We start from the raw sequence: 18,198 nt of genomic DNA on the forward strand, positions 1-18,198 counted from the left end.
TCTGACGACGCGCACCAGGCGCGACTGTGCCCTGTCCCGAGCGTGCCCGAAGTGCCGCTCTCCCTGTTCTCAAGGTCACCACGATGTCTGCAACAAACGGTCCCCGCACGCTCTACGACAAGATCTGGGACGATCACGTCATCGATCGCCAGCCCGACGGGACCTGCCTCCTCTATATCGATCGCCATCTCGTCCATGAGGTGACCTCGCCCCAGGCCTTCGAGGGCCTGCGCGTGGCGAAGCGGCGCGTCCATGCGCCGGAGAAGACGCTCGCGGTCGTCGACCACAACGTCACCACGGGTGACCGCCACACCGGGATCGACGATCCGGAATCCGCCCAGCAGATCGCGGCGCTCGCCGAGAACGTCCAGGAATTCGGCATCGAGTATTACAACGAGCTCGACGTCCGGCAGGGCATCGTCCACGTCATCGGGCCGGAGCAGGGCTTCACGCTGCCGGGCCAGACGATCGTCTGCGGCGACAGCCACACCTCGACGCATGGCGCCTTCGGGTCGCTGGCGCATGGCATCGGCACCTCGGAGGTGGAGCACGTCCTCGCCACCCAGACGCTGATCCAGAAGAAGATGAAGAACATGCGCGTGACCGTCGACGGGCGCGCCCCGGCCGGCGTCACCGCCAAGGACATCGCCCTCGCCATCATCGGCGAGATCGGCACCGCGGGCGGCACCGGCCACGTCATCGAATATGCCGGCGAGGCCATCCGGGCGCTCTCGATGGAGGGCCGCATGACCCTCTGCAACATGTCGATCGAGGGCGGCGCGCGCGCCGGCATGGTGGCGCCGGACGAGACCACATTCGCCTATCTGAAGGATCGCCCGAAGGCCCCGAAGGGCCATGCCTGGGACGAGGCCGTGCGCTTCTGGCGGACGCTGCCGTCCGACGAGGGCGCGCATTTCGACCGCGAGATCAGGCTGGACGCCTCCAGCCTGCCGCCGCTCGTCACCTGGGGCACGAGCCCCGAGGATGTCGTTTCGATCAACGGCTTCGTGCCGGATCCGGACGGGATCACGGACGAGAACACGCGCCTGTCGAAGAAGCGGGCCCTCGAGTACATGGGCCTGAAGCCCGGCACGAAGGTCACGGACATCACGATCGACCGGGTCTTCATCGGCTCCTGCACCAACAGCCGGATCGAGGACCTGCGCGAGGCCGCGAAGGTCGTCGAGGGCATGACGGTGCATCCCTCCGTCGAGGCCTGGATCGTCCCGGGTTCGGGCGTGGTGAAGATGCAGGCCGAGGCCGAGGGGCTCGATCGGATCTTCAAGTCGGCCGGCTTTGCCTGGCGCGAGCCGGGCTGCTCGATGTGCCTCGCCATGAACGCCGACCGGCTGGCCCCGGAGGAGCGCTGCGCCTCCACGTCGAACCGCAATTTCGAGGGGCGGCAGGGCCACAAGGGCCGCACGCATCTCGTCTCGCCCGCCATGGCGGCCGCGGCCGCGATCGCCGGGCGCTTCGTGGACGTCCGGACCTTCCGGTAAGGGGAAGGGGCGGCCTCGGCCGCCCCGCCCGCTCAGTACCAGTGCCGGCGGTGATGGTGCCGGTAGTGATGCCTGCGGTGGTGCTTCTTCCAGCCGCGATGGTGGCCGCGATGCCAGCCGTGGTGTCGCTTGGGGTGGCCGCGCCAGCCATGATGCCGGCCATGGTGACGGCCCTGCACCTCGACGATCGGCGCCTCCGCCGCCATGCCTTGCGGCGCGACCGGGAGGGCGTTCGCGCCGATGGTCAGCCCAAAGAGGATCGCCGACGCGGCGAGTGCATGTCTCAGCATTCGATAAACTCCATCCACCGGGATGTCCGGTTGCGGACCCGAACGGCTCAGGAAAGAGTGCGTTCCCTCGAACAGGCATCGCCATGCCGGGCAGGTGAGCCGTGAACCAGGATCGGGAAGAGGAAAGCCGGGAGGCGCTGGAGCGCGTCCGGCGGGACAGCGAGACCGTTGGCACGTCTTCGCTCGCGCGGGCCGCGCGGCGAACCGGGGATCATTTCGCCGGCCGTGACGCCATCGGGGAAGCGGAGGGCGGCGGGACCGACCCGATCGAGCTCTGGGGCCGCCGCATCGGCCGCGCCATCTCGGTCGTGGTAGCGGCGGGCCTCGTCTGGTGGCTCGGGTTCCAACTCGGCTGGTGGTGAGCGGGCGCTGCGCGCGGCGCCCTCCCGCGCCGGTCGGACCGGTCTGGCCAGGCGGGGCCGGAGATCCTCATCCCCGGAAGGCTTCTTGATCCATCGAACGTTACGAAATAACATTACTTAGAGCGCTCGCCCGGCGAGCCCGGGAATCCTGCATGAGCCGCCTCGTCCTCGCCCTCCTCGCCATTCTCGCGCTCGGGCCCGCACCGGGCCTGGCTGCCGAGGGGAAAGTCCCGGTCGTCGCGAGCTTCTCCATCCTGGCGGATTTCGTCCGGGAGGTCGGGGGCGACCGGGTCGAGGTCTCGGCCCTGGTCGGGCCGGACGCGGATCTTCATTCCTTCCAGCCGTCCCCCGCCGACGCGCGCCGCCTCAAGGAGGCGCGCCTCGTGGTCGTGAACGGACTCGGGCTCGAGGGCTGGATGGACCGCCTGGTGCGATCCTCGGGCTCCAAGTCCGTAGCGGTGCTCACGGCCTCGACGGGCGTCTCGCCGCTCAAGGACGGCGCGCAGGGTGGGCACGCGCACGACGGGCACGCCCATGACGTCGACCCGCATGCCTGGCAGGATGTCGCCAACGCCAAGCTCTACGTCGCCAACATTCGGGACGGCCTTGTGCGGATCGACCCGGAGGGACGCCCGGCCTACGAGGCGAATGCGGCGCGCTATCTTGCGCAACTCGACGAACTCGATCGCGACATCCGGACCGGCATCGCGGCGATCCCGCCCGCCCGGCGCGAGGTGATCAGCACGCACGAGGCCTTCGGCTATTTCACCCGCGCCTACGGCATCGCCTTCACGGCGCCGCAGGGCGTCTCGGCCGGAGGCGAGCCGAGCGCGGCCGACGTCGCGCGCATCATCCGCCAGATCAGGGCGAAGAAGATTCCGGCGGTATTTCTCGAGAACGTCTCGGACGGGCGTCTTGCTTCCCGCATCGCGGCCGAGGGCGGGGCGCGGCTCGGCGGGCGGCTCTATTCCGACGCACTGGCGACCCCCGGAGAGCCGGCCGCGAGCTATATCGGCATGATGCGGCACAACCTCGCCGCCCTATTGTCCGCGTTAACAAGTGGTTAACCGCGCCCGGCACGGTCGCTGCACAACGACAAGGTGAACACGACGGAGTGTCTCGCCTTGGTACGACGACCCGAAAACCTGTTTCAGCGCGGGCCGGTCATCCGCGATCTGAGCGTCCCGGACGAGGAACTCGTCCTCAGGCCTGGGCGGCTGCGCGCCATCCGACGGCGCCGGCGGCCCGGGGGCCTTCTCCGGCGGCTCTACGGCACGGCGCTGACGGCCTGGACGCTCGGCCTCGTCGCGGCGAGCGCCGGCATGCTCCTCAACGGCGGCGCCCGGTCGGGCGGCGACGACACGGCCTTGCCGGTCGTCTTCGCCGAGGTGGCCGTGCCGCTGCCGGAGGCCGCGATCCCGTTCGAGACCTACGGCCTCAGGGAAGTCGGGCCGCCGTGATCTCGACCTCGACCTTGAATTCCGGTCGGGTGAAGCCGCTCACGATGACGAGCGTCGAGGCATAGGTCTCGCCGGACACGTAGCGGCTGCGCACCGCGCCATAGATCGGGAAATAGGCCCGGTCGGTCACGAAGGCGTTGAACCGGATCACGTCCGCAAAGCTCATCCCGGCCTCAGCCAGGATCGCCGACAGGTTCTCGAAGCAGAGAACGCATTGCGCCTCGACATCCTCGGGCACGAGGTCGTCCGGCCCGACCCCGAGCTGCCCGGAGGTCACCAGGATCTCGGCACCCGCCGGCGCCAGGACCCCGTGGCTGTAGCGGCTGAAGGGCGCCCTGATGGCGGGCGGGTTGACGGGTCGGTTCATGAGCGAGTGTCCGCGAAGGCTGCGATCAGGCTAGCTCGCGACTTGGTCCTGCGCCAAGAAGGCGGCGCCAACAGGGATCGACGATGAGCCTCCGCCTCCGCCCGGCAGACGTGCCGACCGGCGCCGCCTACCGCATCGCCAATGCTCGGGTCCCCCTCGACCTCGCGCCCGGGCTGCACCTCGCCTCCGGGCCGGACAGGATTGCGGCCGCCGACATCGTCGTCGAGCGCGGCAGGATCGCCCGCATTGCGCCTCCCGGCGAGGGCGGGGCAGGGGACATCCCGGCGATCGACCTGCGCGACGGCCTCGTCCTTCCGCGCTTCGTCGACATGCACACGCATCTCGACAAGGGACATATCACGGCCCGCTCGCCGAACCCGGACGGCACCTTCCTGGGCGCCCGCATGACGGTCGCGGCGGATCGCGAGGCGCGCTGGACGGCCGACGACGTCCGGGCCCGCATGGATTTCGCGCTGCGCTGCGCCTTTGCGCACGGCACGGGGGCGATCCGCACGCATCTCGACAGCATCGGCCCGCAGACCGGCATCACCTGGCCGGTCTTCGCCGAGATGCGGGAGACCTGGGCCGGGCAGATCGCCCTCCAGGCCGTCGCCCTCTTCCCGTACGAATGCGTCGAGGGCGACGAGGCGCAGTTCCGGTCCATCGTCGAGACGGTGGCCCGCCATGGCGGCGTGCTCGGCGGCCTGACCTTCATGGGCGAGGCGCCGGACGAGCGGCTCGACCGCGCGCTCGACCGGATGATGGGGGCCGCCGCCGCGAACGGGCTCGATCTCGATTTCCATGTCGACGAGAGCGACTCGCCCGACGCCCGGTCGCTGGAGCGGATCGCCGATGCCGCCCTCCGCAACCGCTTCCACGGCCGCATCACGGCCGGCCATTGCTGCTCGCTCGCCCTCTTCGACGAGGCAGACCGTCGGCGCGTGATCGGCAAGGTCGGCGAGGCCGGCATCGCGATCGTCTCCCTGCCGATGTGCAATATGTATCTGCAGGACAGGCAGGGCGGCCGCACCCCGCGCTGGCGTGGCGTCGCGCCCCTGCACGAGCTCGATGCGGCGGGCGTTGCCGTTGCGGTCGCGAGCGATAATACGCGCGACCCCTTCTACGCCTATGGCGATCTCGACATGGTCGAGGTGTTCCGGGAGGCGACCCGCATCCTCCACCTCGACCATTCGGACCGGCCCTGGGCGCGCCTCCTCGGCCCGGCCGCAGCCGCCATCACGGGGCTGGACGGGGCGGGGAGCATACGGGAGGGCGGCCCGGCCGACCTCGTCCTCATCTCGGCCAGGACGTTTGGCGAACTGGTCACCAGGCCGCAATCGGACCGCCTGGTGCTCGTCGCCGGACAGGCGATCGACACGGGCCTTCCCGATTATCGCGAGCTGGACCGGCTTGGCGGTTGACGGCTCGCGCTCATCCCGGCGAAAGCCGGGATCCACGGAGCGGCGGCCGGGGGCAACGGCGTCGGCCTCATCCGCTCTAGGCCAGCCGGTCGAGCGAAAAACGCTTCACGTCGTAGAGCAGCTTGATGAAGGCCTCGGCCGCGAACTCGGCCGTGAGCCGGCCCTTTTCCGCCGTGGCCCGGGAGGCGTCGCCGGCGGCGCCGGAAGCATGGAGGTCCTGCGCGATCCAGCCGAAGGCCGTGAAGCCCGTCGGCCGCAGCAGGTCGAACTCCTTGGCGATCTCGATCGTGGAGGGCGCGAAATTCCCCGCCTTGTCCATCTTCACGAGGTCCGGCCGGAAATGTAGCATGAGCGAGGTCTCGATGTCGCCGGCATGGATGCCGACCGCGAGCTCCTCGTCCGTGTAGAGCCCGGCCGGGCGGCCGAAGCGGCTCCAGGAGCAGCCGACCACCAGCATACCGAGCCGGACCCGCAGCTCGCGCGCGACGATCGAGATCAGGTCGACATTGCCGCCGTGGGAATTGACCATGACGAGCTTGGCGAGCCCGGCCCGGTGCACCGCCTCGCCGATCTCGACCCAGGCCTTCATGGCGGTCTCCGCCGAGAGCGTGAGCGTGCCCGGCGAGCGCAGGTGCTCGTTCGACTTGCCGATCGCCTGCGTCGGCAGGATCAGGATGTCGAGGTCCTCGGGCAGGCGCTGCAGCACCTCCTCCACCATCCCGTCCGCGATCGCGGTGTCCGTCATGACCGGCAGGTGCGGCCCATGCTGCTCCGTGGCGGCGATCGGCCAGACGACGATCGTCGTCTCGGGATCGAGCGCGGCGAAATCGGTCGTCGTCAGCTCGGACCAGTAGTGTTTGCGCATGTGTAGAGGGGGTTGAAGAGCGGTCCGGTTGGTCGCCGGCGCCACTCAGCCTATATTGGGGCGATGACGATAGCATCCGCGGCGCCCGCATCGAAGCTGCTCGCTGAACACGATCCAGCCGAACTGGATGTCGTGAGCCTGCTCGAGCCTGTCGTTACGGAGACCGGGACCCTTCCGAGGGGCGCCCAGGGCACGATCGTCATGAAGTGGCAGGGTGATCCGGCATATTGCGTCGAGTTCATCGAGCCGTTTCCGTCGCTTGTAGACCTGACCCGCTCTCAGTTCGAAGTCGTCTGGACCGCGTGATCGGCTCGGATCCGCGGATTGGGGTCCAGGTCTTCGTGGTCGGCCGGGAGAAGCTGGTCGGCTACCTTCTCGATCTGCAGCACCCCACCGGCGCGTCGAAGGCGGCATTCTTCCTCGGACGAGGCTTCTCGCGCGAGCGGCCGGACGACCTTGCTCATGCGCTCCGCAAACATGGGCGGAATGGCGAGCTGATTGGTCTTAGGATGCGGTCAGACGGCCAGTACATCGCCATTGCCGGCGGCGTGCTCACGCCCTTGAACCGGGTCATTCACATCCGAACGGTCTGGGCGCTTAGGCCGATCGCGCCCGGTGTCGCAACTTTCGTCACGGCCTATCCCGGCGAACGCTAAAACCCCGCCATCCGCCGCTCCACCTTCTCCATGAAGGCCGCCCGCTGGGCGTTGGTTGCCACGTTCATGTGGTAGAGGGCCAGGTAGTCGGTCCTGACCAGTCCCTGGCCCATCACGCGCAGGTAGCGCGTCACCCATTTCTTCGGCGGGTTACCGACCGCGAAAGCGCGGGACCAGGGCCGGCCATAGGTCGTGATGCCGGCGAGCCGGCGGTAGCGCAGCAGCTTGCGCACGTTTGCCGGGTCGGAGATGTCGAACCCCACGCCGGGCATGAAGAGGCGATCGACGAAGCCCTTCAGCATGGCGGGCGGACCGAAGCTCCAGACGGGGAACTGCAGCACCAGCCCCTCCGCCGCCTGCAGCCGCTCGACATAGGCCTCGATCCCGGTCCGGTTGCGGCTCGTGTCGTGGTAGGCCCGCCGCCCCTCGGCCGAGAGCACCGGGTCGAAGCCCTCCGCGTAGAGATCGCAGAGATCGACGGCGTGCCCCGCCTGCTTCAGGCCCGCGAGCGCCCGCTCGCGGAGCGCCGCGTGGAAGCTGTCCTCGAGCGGATGGCAGTAGAGGTAGAGGACGAGCAATTTTCACCTTACCCTTATTGGTCCTTTATTGGTCTTTCGAGCCTGATGATGTCTGCCCCCTCAGCATTCCCCACGTGAAATAGGCGACCCGCCATGAGCTGGCAGGCGCCTCATAGCCACAACCAGTGCAAGTGACAGTGTGGCCGCCGCTGGCCCGCCGGCGTCGATCAAACCAGCCTATCGTTGACCTACATTCGGGGCGGGGACATTGCATCCCTAAGGGGAAAAGCAGCTGGTTCAGCGTCCTGATAGCCTGCATTCGAAGCTCCGTGCGTTGCCGCCCGGAGAAGATGCACCACAGTGTATGCAACTTGAAGATGTATTTTAGCTGAGCGTCGGCACGAAGCTCCGCATCTTGCCCGGGTTCAGCAGCCCGTAGGGATCGACGCCGGCCTTGAAGCCGAGCTGGTCGGCATCCGCCTTCTTGTGCCGCGTGCCGTCCTCCAGCGTCCAGACATGCGGGTTGGCGATCCAGACGCCGTGCTGCTCGTGCAGGCGGATGATCTCGTTGAGGCGCTCCTCCGTGGTGAAGCGGACGATCGGGAGCGAGGAGCAGGTGACCTTGCCGCCGAAGCGGATGAATTCGAGGTGGTAGAGCACCTCGTCGCCGAACATCTCCCGCATCTCGGTCACCGACTCGAGCAGGCGGTCGGCCGGGAACAGGCATTGCAGGTAGGTGATGCCGCGGTCCTGCTTCAGCCACTGCAGGGTCGTGTGGTTCCAGGTATATTCGTAGAGCGGCTCGTGGCCGGGGCTCTCGTCGAACGGCGCCTCGTAGGTCACCTGCCCGCGGTCGGCCAGGAGCGTGCGGAAGCTCTCGAGGGCGGGCGTCGCGATCATGGCGAAGATCACGCTCTTCCCCGGCGGGCAGTATTCCGCGAGCGCCCCGAAATGCTGCGTGATCGGGGCGTCCATGGGCGTGACGAGCTTCTTCGCGATCCCGTCCGCCATGGCGAGCTCGCGCCCGAAGGCGACCGCCTCCAGGAAGTCGTCGAAGGCGATGATGACGTCCGTCCAGTCCCAGGCCGGGGCGGTCGGCAGCTCCAGGGCCGTGATGATGCCGGTCGTGCCGTAGCCGTGGTTGATCGCCTGGACGTCGCGGCCGCGGAGCTCGATGACGCGCGGCTCCTCCTCCATGGTGACGATGCGGGCCGCGATCAGGTTGCCGGGATCGCGCAGAACGCCCCAGGTGACCGAGCCGACGCCGCCCGACCCGCCGGCGATGAAGCCGCCGATGGTCGCCATGCGCTTCGTCGAGGGATGCATGCGGATCTCGTAGCCCGTGGCCCTGAGCTCCGCGTCGAGTTCGTGGATGCGAGCGCCGGCGCCGACCCGGACGAGGCCCGGCTTGATCCATTCCGTCTTGTCGAGGCCCGACACGTCGAGCAGCACGCCGCCCTCCAGCGGCACGGCCTGTCCGTAATTGCCCGTGGCGCCGGCCCGCACCGTGATCGGAATGCGGCGCTTCGTGCAGGCGGCCGCCACCCGCACGACATCCGCCTCGTCCCGCGGGGAGACGATCACGTCCGCCGCCTTCCCGTGCAACTGCCGGTTCAGGACGGGGCTGTACCAGAAGAAGTCGCGCGAGCGCCGGCGCACGATCTGGGAATCCGTGGTGACCGGAACGCCTTCAATCTCGGCGAGGAGCCCGGCGATATCGTAGCGGCCAGGCTCGTTGCCTGCCAAAGCCCGCGAAGCCGACATCCAGTTCTCCCTTGCGCACCCGGTCCTCGGGGCCGCATAGGGCGGCCCACGGCACATCGATTGCTTCCCTATTAGGCACGCAAGCCGGAGGCCAGCCCGCTTTCGGGGAGAACGCCATGACGACCATGAAGTACCGGATCGACCGTCGCGCAGCCCTGGGCCTGATCGGGGGGGCAACCCTGGTGGCGGTGCCCGGCGCCCGGGTGAATGCGCAAAGTCTCGACAAGATCTCGCACCAGACCAACTGGCGCGCCCAGGCCGAGCACGGCGGCTACTATTATGCGGTCGTGAACGGCATCTACAAGAAATACGGCGTCGATTGTGACCTGCGAATGGGCGGCCCGCAGCAGAATCCGTCGCAGTTGCTGCTCGGCGGCCGCGTCGACACGATCATGTCGAACTCCTTCGAGTGCATCAATTACGCCAAGGAGAACCTGCCTTTCCTCGGCATCGCGGCGATATTCCAGAAGGATCCGCAGGTTCTTGTCTCGCACCCGAATGTCGGCAACGATTCATTGCCCGCCCTGAAGGGCAAGCCGCTCCTCATCGGGGCCGGCGGGCGCACGAGCTACTTCCCGTTCCTCAAGGCGAAGTTCGGCTACACGGACGACCAGGTCCGGCCCTACACGTTCAACATGGCGCCGTTCCTGGCCGACAAGACGGTCTCGCAGCAGGGCTTCCTCTCGTCCGAGCCCTACGCGATCATGCAGGCCGGCGTGCAGCCCGTCGTCCATCTCCTGGCCGATGCAGGCTTCGAAAACTACCAGACGACCATCAACATCTCCCGAAAGCTGATGACGGAGAAGAAGGACCTGGTGCAGCGCTTCGTGAACGCCTCCCTCGAGGGCTGGGCGGAGTACCTGAAGGCCGGCGAGGGCAACAAGGCCGCCGATGCCGCGATCCTGAAGGACAATCCCGACATGACCCAGGACAAGCTCGACTATGCTCTGAAGGTCATGAACGAGCGCGGCATCGTGAAATCCGGCGATGCCCTCAAGCTCGGCATCGGGGCCATGACGGACGAGCGCTGGAAGCGCTTCTACGACACCATGTCGGATGCGGGCGCCTTCCCGAAGGGGATCGACGTCACGAAAGCCTACACTCTGGACTTCGTGAACAAGGGGATCGGTGCGTGAGCGCAGCCGTCGCGGCCGTGCCGAGACCCGCCGCCGAGAGCCACCGTCCGCTCCTCAAGATCCGGGACGTCTCGAAGCTCTTCTCGAACGGCACGCTCGCCATCCAGGGCGTGAAGCTCGATCTCGCGGCGGGCGAATTCGTGAGCCTGCTCGGCCCGTCCGGCTGCGGGAAATCGACCCTCCTCCGCATCATCGCGGGGCTGAGCCAACCCTCCGCCGGCACGCTGGACTGGCCGACCTCGCCCCATACGGCGAAAGGCGCAGCCGAGCCGGGGCTCGGCTTCGTGTTCCAGGACCCCACCTTGATGCCCTGGGCGACGGCCATCCGGAACGTGATGCTGCCGCTGATCCTGCACGGTGCCGACAGGCGCGACGCCGAGGGCCGGGCGGCCGAGATGCTGGAACTCGTCGGCCTGAAGGGCTTCGAGAAGGCCTATCCGCGCGAACTCTCCGGCGGCATGAAGATGCGCGTCTCGATCGCCCGCGGCCTCGTGACCCGGCCCAAGATCCTCCTGATGGACGAGCCCTTCGCGGCGCTTGACGAGATCACCCGCCACAAGCTCAACGACGACCTGCTGGCCTTGTGGTGGAAGCACAAGTTCACGGCCGTGTTCGTGACCCACTCGGTCTTCGAATCCGTCTACCTGTCGAACCGCATCGTCGTCATGGCGGCGCGCCCGGGCCGCGTGATGGCGGACCTGCCGAACCCCGCCCCCTATCCGCGCGACGATCTCTTCCGCACCTCGGCCGACTACGCGCATCTCTGCCGCGTAGCGTCAGAGACGCTGAAGCGGGCGATCTCGGCGTGACGCCGGGGACGAACTCCGCGTTTTCTCCTCCCCTGAAGGGGGAGGTGTCAGGCGCGAAGCGCCTGACGGAGGGGGACATTCCCGGCCGGGTTATCCCCACCCCGGCTCGCGCTGACGCGCGACTCGGCCCTCCCCTCCGGGGAGAGAGAACCGCGCCTCACCTTGCGATGCGGACCTGATGTCCTCAGATCTTCCCCTCTCCGGCGAGGTGGTCTCGCCCGTCCAGGCCGTTGCCGTCCCACATGACGGCACCGATGCGGAGGCGCGTCCCGTCTTCGCGGAGGAGCGCCGCATCCTCGGCATCCGGGCCTCGACCTGGCCGGGGATCATCGCCCCGCTGGTAGTCGGCATCCTGATGCTGACGGCCTGGGAACTGATCGTGCGGCTCCGCGAGATCCCGCCCTACATCCTGCCGGGCCCGATCCTGGTGGCACAGACCCTCGTCTCCGACTGGCCGACGCTCTCCGGCTCCCTGCTCGTCACCCTGCGCATCACCTTTGCGGCCCTCATCGCGGCCGTGACGGTCGGGGTCGCGCTCGCGATCGTGTTCACGCAATCCAAGTGGCTGGAGAAGTCGCTCTTTCCCTATGCGGTGATCCTGCAGGTGACGCCGGTTGTCTCGATCGCGCCGCTCATCATCATCTGGGTCAACGACGTGAACCTGTCGCTGCTCGTCTGCGCCTGGATCGTCGCCTTCTTCCCCGTGCTGTCGAACACGATCCTCGGCCTCAACTCGGCCGACCACAACCTCGTGAACCTGTTCCAGCTCTACCGGGCGAGCCGGTGGCAGACGATGCGGTACCTGCGCCTGCCGGCGGCGCTGCCCTACTTCCTCGGCGGCCTGAAGATCTCCGGCGGCCTCGCGCTTATCGGGGCGGTCGTGGCCGAGTTCGTCGCCGGCACCGGCGGCAGCGCCTCGGGCCTCGCCTATCGGATCCTGGAATCCGGCTACCAGCTCCGCATCCCGCGCATGTTCGCGGCCCTGTTCCTGATCTCCGCCTCCGGCATCGCGATCTTCATGGCCACGAGCTGGATCTCGCACATCCTGCTGCGCCGCTGGCACGAAAGCGCGATCAAGCGGGAGACCTGATCAGGCGGATTTCTGGATCTGAGCGAAGGGATTCAGCACCTCGACTCCCAAATCCCGGACGTGCGCCTCGTTTCGGGTGACAAGCGTCAATCCGCGAGCCTTGGCGCTCGCTGCTAGGAGGCAGTCCACGACGGGCACCGGTCGGATCGCGCTCATCCGGCCCCATTCCCGCGCGGCATCCAGGTCGATGGGGATGATCGTTCCGGAGAAAGCCGCCTGGACCTTGTCCAGCCAGATTTCGAGCGCCTCGGCCTTGGCGGGATCGCTTCGTCTCGCGAGGTCGACGCCCTTCCGCAGCTCTCCGACGACGAGGGTGCTCAGAGCAAGATCCGCGTCTTCCACCGACGCCCACCAGCCCGAGACATGCGGATCGCATCTCGACCCCTTCCGGACCTCCGAGATCACGTTCGTATCGATGAGGAACCTCAAAGATCGACGATCCGGCCGGTATCCTGGCTTCTGTCCAGCTCTATGCCGTCCAGCGGCGCCGAGGCCAGAAGCTCCTTCAGGCCGGCTGCTTCGGTCCGAGCAAGACGACGGTCCAACATCGCTCGCGCAGTGGGGGCTCGGCCGGGATCGCGCAGTGCCCGTGCGACCATTCGGATGAGGGGCGCATCTTCCAGGCGCACTTCGACCTCGACCCGCACGACGCCTCGCGCAGAGCGGGAGGGCGTGGTCCGGGCGAGCGCCTTGTGTGGACGCGATGACATGCTCTGATCCTAGTGAGACTGGCGCAGCAGGCAAACGGTACTCGCTTGTTGCCGAGGATATCGGATGCAGGTGCCAGGTCACGCAAAGCATCGGCGCGGCCGAATCTGTTGTAAGCTCCCCCGAACGAGAAGCCGCTGTCGCGGCGATGGGAGGCGGTCGCGATGGCCCTGCATCCGGACAGGCTCTTCCCGGTCGAGCCGGGCACGCGCGGCATCGCCCGGCGACTTCATGCGGAAGTCGAGCGGCTGCCTATCGTCTCGCCCCACGGCCACACCGACCCGCGCTGGTATGCCGAGGACGAGCCGTTTCCGGACCCGGCGACGCTGTTCGTCAAGCCGGACCATTACATCTTCCGGATGCTCTATTCGCAGGGCGTCCGGCTCGAGGACCTCGGCATCCCGCGCCGAGATGGCGGGCCGGTCGAGACCGATCCGCGCCGGATCTGGCGGCTTTTCGCCGAGCACTGGCACCTGTTCCGGGGCACCCCGACCCGTCTCTGGCTCGAACACTCCCTCGAGGACCTGTTCGGCATCACGGAACGGCTCGGGCCCGGCACGGCCGATGCGATCTACGAGCGGATCGCCGGGCAGCTCGCTCGGCCGGAATTCCGGCCCCGCGCCCTCTACGAGCGGTTCAACATCGAGGTCATCGCGACGACCGATTCCGCCTTGGACGATCTGCGCTGGCACGACGGCATCCTGGCCTCCGGCTGGACCGGCCGGGTCGTACCGACCTACCGGCCCGATGCGGTGGTCGATCCGGACTTCCCCGGCTTTCCCGAGAACGTCCCGGCCTTCCTGCGCGCAGCCGGTTTCGACGAGCTGACCTGGTCGAACTACCTCGAGGCCCACCGCCTCAAGCGCGCCTTCTTCAGGGAGCGCGGCGCCACCGCGACGGACCATGGCCACCCTTCCGCGCGGACGGCCGATCTCGACGAGAGCACGGCCTCCGATCTCTTCGACAAGGTCGTGGGCGGGGATGGCCTGCCGGAGGAGCGTGAGCTGTTCCGGGCGCAGATGCTGACCGAGATGGCCAGGATGAGCCAGGCGGACGGGCTGGTCATGCAGATCCACCCCGGTTCCGTGCGCAACCACAACCCGGCGCTGTTCAGGCTCTTCGGCCGCGACATGGGCGCCGACATCCCGGCCGCCACGGACTACGTCCACGCGCTGAAGCCGTTGCTGAACCGCGTCGGCAACGACCCGAACCTCACGATCGTGCTCTTCACGCTGGACGAGACGGCGTATTCGCGCGAGCTCGCGCCGCTGGCCGGGCATTATCCCGCGCTGCGCCTCGGGCCGCCCTGGTGGTTCTTCGACAGCCCCGAGGGCATGATGCGCTTCCGCGAGCTCGCGACGGAGACGGCGGGCTTCTACAACACGGTCGGGTTCAACGACGACACGCGGGCCTATCTGTCGATCCCCGCCCGCCACGACGTCGCCCGACGGATCGATTGCGCGTATCTCGCCCGGCTGGTGGCCGAGCACCGGCTGGACGAGGACGAGGCGGCCGAGATCGCGCGCGACCTCGCCTACGGGCTTGCGAAACGCGCATACCGGCTCTGACGGGCCTCCCCGGTGTCATCCTGTCCGTTTGCGGAACCTGCCTGCGCCCGCTAGCTGGACCCGATGACCCTCCATGCCAAGACAGCTCCCGGCAGCGGGGCGCTCGAACTGCGCGGCGTCAGGCGCAGCTTCGGCCACCACCTCGCCCTCGGCGGCATCGACCTCGCCATCGGGGCAGGCGAGTTCATCGCCCTGCTCGGCCCCTCGGGCTGCGGCAAGACGACGGCGCTCAACTGCATCGCCGGGCTGCTCTCGCTCGATTCCGGCTCGATCCATCTCGGCGACCGGCGCATCGATGGGCTCCGGCCCGAGGATCGCGGCTTCGGCATGGTCCTGCAGAGCTACGCGCTTTTCCCGCATCTCAGCGTCCGCAAGAACATCGCCTTCGGCCTCGTCATGCGGGGCGTCCCGCGCGGCGAGATCGCCCGCCGGGTCGAGGAGGCGCTGGCGCTCGTTCGCCTGACGGACCAGGGCGACAAGCTCCCGGCCCAGATCTCCGGCGGGCAGCAGCAGCGCGTGGCGATCGCGCGCGCCATCGTGATCGAGCCGCCGCTGGTCCTGATGGACGAACCCCTCTCCAACCTCGACGCGAAGCTGCGCATGGAGATGCGGGCGGAGATCCGCGGCATCCACGAGGAGATCGGCTCGACCACGATCTACGTCACGCACGACCAGGACGAGGCGCTTTCGATGGCGGACCGGATCGTGGTGATGCGCGACGGCCTGATCCGGCAGATCGGCACGCCGAAAGAGCTCTACGAGCGTCCTGTCACGGAGGACGTCGCCGACTTCATGGGCTACCGCAACCGGCTCCGGGGCCGGATCGTGGCCGTCTCGGGCGAGCGGGCGGAGGTCGCCGTCGCGGGTGCGCGGATCTCGGGCCTCGTCCGGACCTCGGTCGCGGAAGGGCGCGGCGCGATCGTCTCCATCCGGCCGGAGGATTTCGTCGCGGATGCGGACGGCCCCGGCCTTGCCGCGCAGGTCCGGTCCATCGAGTATCGGGGCCGCGCCTTCTTCGGCAGCGCGGTAGCGCCGGATGGAAGCGAGCTGTTCTTCCGCTCCGAAACACCCCTGGAGAAGGGGGCGGAGGTCCGGCTCGCGGCCGATCCGAGCCGGACGCTGGTCTTTCCCGGGGAGGCTGCCTGACGGGGGGCAGGGCAGGGTGCAGTGGGAGCGCCCCGTCCGGCATGCTGACAGCGGGCGCCTGATGTGGAATGTCAGGCGAGGGTTGAAGCGCGCGCTTTGCGGCGGGGGAGAAACAGCATGGATCCACGTCTTCCGATCCTGACGGATCTCGAGCGGAAGATCCTGTGGCTGTCCTCCTGGACGATCCACCATGCGAACCATGTCCGGTCGAGCGGCGATGGCCTGAAGGTCGGCGGGCACCAGGCGTCGTCCGCCTCGCTCGCGACCATCATGACGGCGCTCTACATGGCGGTCCTGAAGCCCGAGGACCGGGTGGCCGTGAAGCCGCATGCGAGCCCGATCTTCCACGCCATCCAGTACCTCCTCGGCAACCAGACGCGTGAGAAGCTGGAGAACTTCCGCGGCTACAAGGGCGCGCAATCCTACCCGTCCCGCACCAAGGACGTGGACGACGTCGATTTCTCCACCGGTTCGGTCGGGCTCGGCGTCGCCCAGACGCTCTTCTCCTCCCTCGTGCAGGATTACGTCCGCTCCCATGGCTGGGGGCTGGAGCGGCCGGAAGGCCGGATGATCGCCCTCCTCGGCGATGCCGAGATGGACGAGGGCAACATCTTCGAGGCGCTGCTCGAAGGCTGGAAGAACGGCCTGCGCAACACCTGGTGGGTGATCGACTACAACCGCCAGAGCCTCGACGCCGTCATCCGCGAGGGCCTCTACAGCCGCTTCGAGGCGCTTTTCACCGCCTTCGGCTGGGACGTGGTCGTGCTCAAATACGGCTCCTTGCTCGAGGCGGCCTTCCGCGAGCCGGGCGGCGCGCGCCTGCGCGAGTGGATCGACACCGCCCCGAACCAGCTCTACTCGGCCCTGACCTTCCAGGGCGGCGCGGCCTGGCGCCGCCGCCTCCTGGTCGACCTCGCCGACGATCACGAAGCCCTCCGCATCGTCGAGAGCCGGTCCGACGAGGAACTCGGCCGGCTGATGACCAACTTGGCCGGTCATGACCTGCCGACACTGCTGAAGACCTTCGAGAGCATCGACCACGACCGTCCGACGGTCTTCATCGCCTACACGATCAAGGGTTTCGGCCTGCCGCTCGCCGGCCACAAGGACAACCATGCGGGCCTGCTGACGCCGAAGCAGCTCGCCGGCTACCAGGAATCCATCGGGGTCCGTCCCGGCCACGAATGGGACAGGTTCGAGGCGCTTTCGCACTCGCCCGAGGAGCTCCAGACCTTCCTGGACAAGGTCCCGTTCAGCCAGAAGGGCATGCGCCGCTACGAGGCGGCGCCGCTCCCCGTGCCGGCACGCCTGGATGCCCCGAAACAGCCCTCGCTCTCCACCCAGCAGGGTTTTGGGCTGATCCTGAACGAGCTCGCGCGCTCGACCGAGCCCCTGGCCGACCGCATCGTCACGACGGCTCCGGACGTCACGGTCTCGACCAATCTCGGCCCCTGGGTGAACCGGCGCGGCCTCTTCGCGCGCTCGGAGATGAAGGACCTGTTCCGGTCCGAGCGCATCCCCTCCACCTACACCTGGGATTTCGGTCCGAAGGGCCAGCATCTCGAGCTCGGCATCGCGGAGATGAACCTGTTCATCCTCCTGTCGGCGCTCGGCCTCGCGCATTCCCATTTCGGCGAGCGCCTGATCCCGATCGGGACGCTCTACGACCCCTTCATCAATCGCGGCCTCGATGCCCTGAACTACGCCTGCTACCAGGATGCGCGCTTCATCCTGGCGGCGACGCCCTCGGGCGTGACGCTGGCGCCGGAGGGCGGCGCGCACCAATCCATCAACACGCCGCTGATCGGCCTTGCCCAGGACGGGCTGGCGTCCTTCGAGCCCGCCTTCGTGGACGAGCTCGCCGTCATCATGCGCTTCGCCTTCGACTACGTGCAGCGCACCGGGGCCGATGCGCCGGCCTCACCGGAGGGCGAGCGCTCCTGGCTGGCGGACGAGAAGGGCGGCGCCGTCTATCTCCGGCTCTCGACGCGCTCGGTGGACCAGCCGCAGCGCGAGATGTCGGACGGGCTCGCGGCCGACATCGTCGAGGGCGCCTACTGGATGCGCAGGCCGGGCCCGAACGCCCAGGTGGTCGTCGCCTATGCGGGCGCGCTCGCCCCGGAGGCGATCGAGGCCGTCGGCCTCATGGCGGAGGACAGGCGCGATATCGGCCTGCTCGCCGTCACCTCGGCGGACCGGCTGCATGCGGGCTGGAACGCGGCCCAGCGGGCGCGGGAGAACGGGCTCGTGGGCGCCCGCTCGCATGCCGAGCGGCTGCTCGACGCCGTGCCGTCGCATTGCGGCATCGTCACCGTCCTGGACGGCCATCCGGCGACGCTCGCTTGGCTCGGCGCCGTCCACGGCCACCGCACGCGCGCCCTCGGCGTGGACCATTTCGGCCAGACCGGGACGATCCAGGACCTCTACCGCCATTTCGGCATCGACGCGCAGGGCATCGTGAAGGCCGCGCAGGGGCTCGGACCGGGCCGGCCGATCCGTCACCTGAAGGCCGTTTAGGCCTGCCTTCGGCCTCGTCCTT

20 protein-coding genes are annotated in these 18,198 nt (G+C 68.3%); 13 read left to right on the forward strand and 7 right to left on the reverse strand.

Annotation, left to right across the window (positions count from 1 at the left end; all coding sequences use genetic code 11):
• The first annotated feature begins 83 nt into the window (after nt 1-83).
• Nucleotides 84-1,499, forward strand: a complete 1,416-nt coding sequence (gene leuC, locus ACO2SS_RS05455) for a 3-isopropylmalate dehydratase large subunit (protein ID WP_423276576.1) — start codon at nt 84-86, stop codon at nt 1,497-1,499.
• Nucleotides 1,500-1,531: 32 nt separating this feature from the next.
• On the opposite strand, the gene ACO2SS_RS05460 is transcribed toward leuC, so the two are convergent.
• The gene (locus tag ACO2SS_RS05460; protein WP_423276577.1) at nt 1,532-1,789 is read right to left on the reverse strand and encodes a hypothetical protein; all 258 of its coding nucleotides are present in this window, start codon (nt 1,787-1,789) and stop codon (nt 1,532-1,534) included.
• 101 nt (nt 1,790-1,890) lie between these two features.
• On the opposite strand from ACO2SS_RS05460, the gene ACO2SS_RS05465 reads away from it, so the two are divergent.
• The 3 genes from ACO2SS_RS05465 to ACO2SS_RS05475 all read left to right on the forward strand — a co-directional run bounded on the left by ACO2SS_RS05465 (nt 1,891) and on the right by ACO2SS_RS05475 (nt 3,611).
• Nucleotides 1,891-2,151: a hypothetical protein gene (locus tag ACO2SS_RS05465; protein ID WP_423276578.1), complete on the forward strand. Its 261-nt coding sequence runs from the start codon at nt 1,891-1,893 to the stop codon at nt 2,149-2,151.
• A 152-nt stretch (nt 2,152-2,303) separates the two neighbouring features.
• A complete protein-coding gene (locus tag ACO2SS_RS05470) occupies nt 2,304-3,218 on the forward strand; it encodes a metal ABC transporter substrate-binding protein (RefSeq protein WP_423276579.1) in 915 nt (304 codons plus the stop codon).
• Nucleotides 3,219-3,275: 57 nt separating this feature from the next.
• Complete coding sequence (locus ACO2SS_RS05475; protein ID WP_423276580.1) at nt 3,276-3,611, forward strand: hypothetical protein; 336 nt, start codon at nt 3,276-3,278, stop codon at nt 3,609-3,611.
• Here ACO2SS_RS05475 and ACO2SS_RS05480 read toward each other — a convergent pair.
• Nucleotides 3,589-3,978: a RidA family protein gene (locus ACO2SS_RS05480; protein WP_423276581.1), complete on the reverse strand. Its 390-nt coding sequence runs from the start codon at nt 3,976-3,978 to the stop codon at nt 3,589-3,591. The genes ACO2SS_RS05475 and ACO2SS_RS05480 overlap by 23 nt on opposite strands.
• An 83-nt stretch (nt 3,979-4,061) precedes the next feature.
• Here ACO2SS_RS05480 and ACO2SS_RS05485 point away from each other — a divergent pair, with 83 nt between their 5' ends.
• Nucleotides 4,062-5,399, forward strand: coding sequence for a cytosine deaminase (locus tag ACO2SS_RS05485; protein ID WP_423276582.1), 1,338 nt, complete (start codon nt 4,062-4,064; stop codon nt 5,397-5,399).
• A gap of 76 nt (nt 5,400-5,475) precedes the next feature.
• Here ACO2SS_RS05485 and ACO2SS_RS05490 read toward each other — a convergent pair whose 3' ends face one another.
• Nucleotides 5,476-6,264 (reverse strand): creatininase family protein, encoded by a 789-nt coding sequence (locus ACO2SS_RS05490; protein WP_423276583.1) that lies wholly within the window; start codon nt 6,262-6,264, stop codon nt 5,476-5,478.
• 63 nt (nt 6,265-6,327) lie between these two features.
• On the opposite strand from ACO2SS_RS05490, the gene ACO2SS_RS05495 reads away from it, so the two are divergent.
• Together ACO2SS_RS05495 and ACO2SS_RS05500 are read left to right on the forward strand one after the other, a co-directional pair.
• The gene (locus ACO2SS_RS05495) at nt 6,328-6,570 is read left to right on the forward strand and encodes a DUF4926 domain-containing protein (protein ID WP_423276584.1); all 243 of its coding nucleotides are present in this window, start codon (nt 6,328-6,330) and stop codon (nt 6,568-6,570) included.
• On the forward strand, nt 6,567-6,920 hold the full coding sequence (locus tag ACO2SS_RS05500; protein ID WP_423276585.1) for a DUF6883 domain-containing protein: 354 nt from the start codon (nt 6,567-6,569) through the stop codon (nt 6,918-6,920). The genes ACO2SS_RS05495 and ACO2SS_RS05500 overlap by 4 nt, the downstream gene beginning before the upstream one ends.
• Here ACO2SS_RS05500 and ACO2SS_RS05505 read toward each other — a convergent pair.
• Together ACO2SS_RS05505 and ACO2SS_RS05510 are read right to left on the reverse strand one after the other, a co-directional pair.
• Complete coding sequence (locus ACO2SS_RS05505; protein WP_423276586.1) at nt 6,917-7,498, reverse strand: NAD(P)H-dependent oxidoreductase; 582 nt, start codon at nt 7,496-7,498, stop codon at nt 6,917-6,919. The genes ACO2SS_RS05500 and ACO2SS_RS05505 overlap by 4 nt on opposite strands.
• A gap of 324 nt (nt 7,499-7,822) precedes the next feature.
• Nucleotides 7,823-9,202 (reverse strand): FAD-binding oxidoreductase, encoded by a 1,380-nt coding sequence (locus tag ACO2SS_RS05510; RefSeq protein ID WP_423276587.1) that lies wholly within the window; start codon nt 9,200-9,202, stop codon nt 7,823-7,825.
• Nucleotides 9,203-9,318: 116 nt separating this feature from the next.
• Between ACO2SS_RS05510 and ACO2SS_RS05515 the strand changes: the two genes are divergently transcribed.
• The 3 genes from ACO2SS_RS05515 (at nt 9,319) to ACO2SS_RS05525 (ending at nt 12,237) form a co-directional block, all read left to right on the forward strand.
• Nucleotides 9,319-10,338 (forward strand): ABC transporter substrate-binding protein, encoded by a 1,020-nt coding sequence (locus ACO2SS_RS05515; protein ID WP_423276588.1) that lies wholly within the window; start codon nt 9,319-9,321, stop codon nt 10,336-10,338.
• On the forward strand, nt 10,335-11,147 hold the full coding sequence (locus tag ACO2SS_RS05520; RefSeq protein WP_423276589.1) for an ABC transporter ATP-binding protein: 813 nt from the start codon (nt 10,335-10,337) through the stop codon (nt 11,145-11,147). The genes ACO2SS_RS05515 and ACO2SS_RS05520 overlap by 4 nt, the downstream gene beginning before the upstream one ends.
• Nucleotides 11,148-11,325: 178 nt before the next feature.
• The gene (locus tag ACO2SS_RS05525) at nt 11,326-12,237 is read left to right on the forward strand and encodes an ABC transporter permease (RefSeq protein ID WP_423276590.1); all 912 of its coding nucleotides are present in this window, start codon (nt 11,326-11,328) and stop codon (nt 12,235-12,237) included.
• On the opposite strand, the gene ACO2SS_RS05530 is transcribed toward ACO2SS_RS05525, so the two are convergent.
• Together ACO2SS_RS05530 and ACO2SS_RS05535 are read right to left on the reverse strand one after the other, a co-directional pair.
• A complete protein-coding gene (locus tag ACO2SS_RS05530) occupies nt 12,238-12,666 on the reverse strand; it encodes a type II toxin-antitoxin system VapC family toxin (RefSeq protein ID WP_423276591.1) in 429 nt (142 codons plus the stop codon).
• Entirely contained in the window at nt 12,663-12,947 is a 285-nt protein-coding gene (locus ACO2SS_RS05535) for a hypothetical protein (RefSeq protein WP_423276592.1), read from the reverse strand. Before ACO2SS_RS05535 ends, ACO2SS_RS05530 begins: the two co-directional genes overlap by 4 nt.
• Nucleotides 12,948-13,109: 162 nt before the next feature.
• On the opposite strand from ACO2SS_RS05535, the gene uxaC reads away from it, so the two are divergent.
• The 3 genes from uxaC to ACO2SS_RS05550 all read left to right on the forward strand — a co-directional run bounded on the left by uxaC (nt 13,110) and on the right by ACO2SS_RS05550 (nt 18,176).
• Nucleotides 13,110-14,513, forward strand: a complete 1,404-nt coding sequence (gene uxaC / locus ACO2SS_RS05540) for a glucuronate isomerase (protein ID WP_423276593.1) — start codon at nt 13,110-13,112, stop codon at nt 14,511-14,513.
• 63 nt (nt 14,514-14,576) lie between these two features.
• Nucleotides 14,577-15,659 (forward strand): ABC transporter ATP-binding protein, encoded by a 1,083-nt coding sequence (locus ACO2SS_RS05545; RefSeq protein ID WP_423276594.1) that lies wholly within the window; start codon nt 14,577-14,579, stop codon nt 15,657-15,659.
• Between the two features lie 117 nt (nt 15,660-15,776).
• On the forward strand, nt 15,777-18,176 hold the full coding sequence (locus ACO2SS_RS05550) for a transketolase (protein ID WP_423276595.1): 2,400 nt from the start codon (nt 15,777-15,779) through the stop codon (nt 18,174-18,176).
• Nucleotides 18,177-18,198: the final 22 nt, after the last annotated feature.

The sequence above is a fragment of the Enterovirga sp. CN4-39 genome (genome assembly GCF_049446235.1).
GTDB lineage: Bacteria > Pseudomonadota > Alphaproteobacteria > Rhizobiales > Beijerinckiaceae > Enterovirga.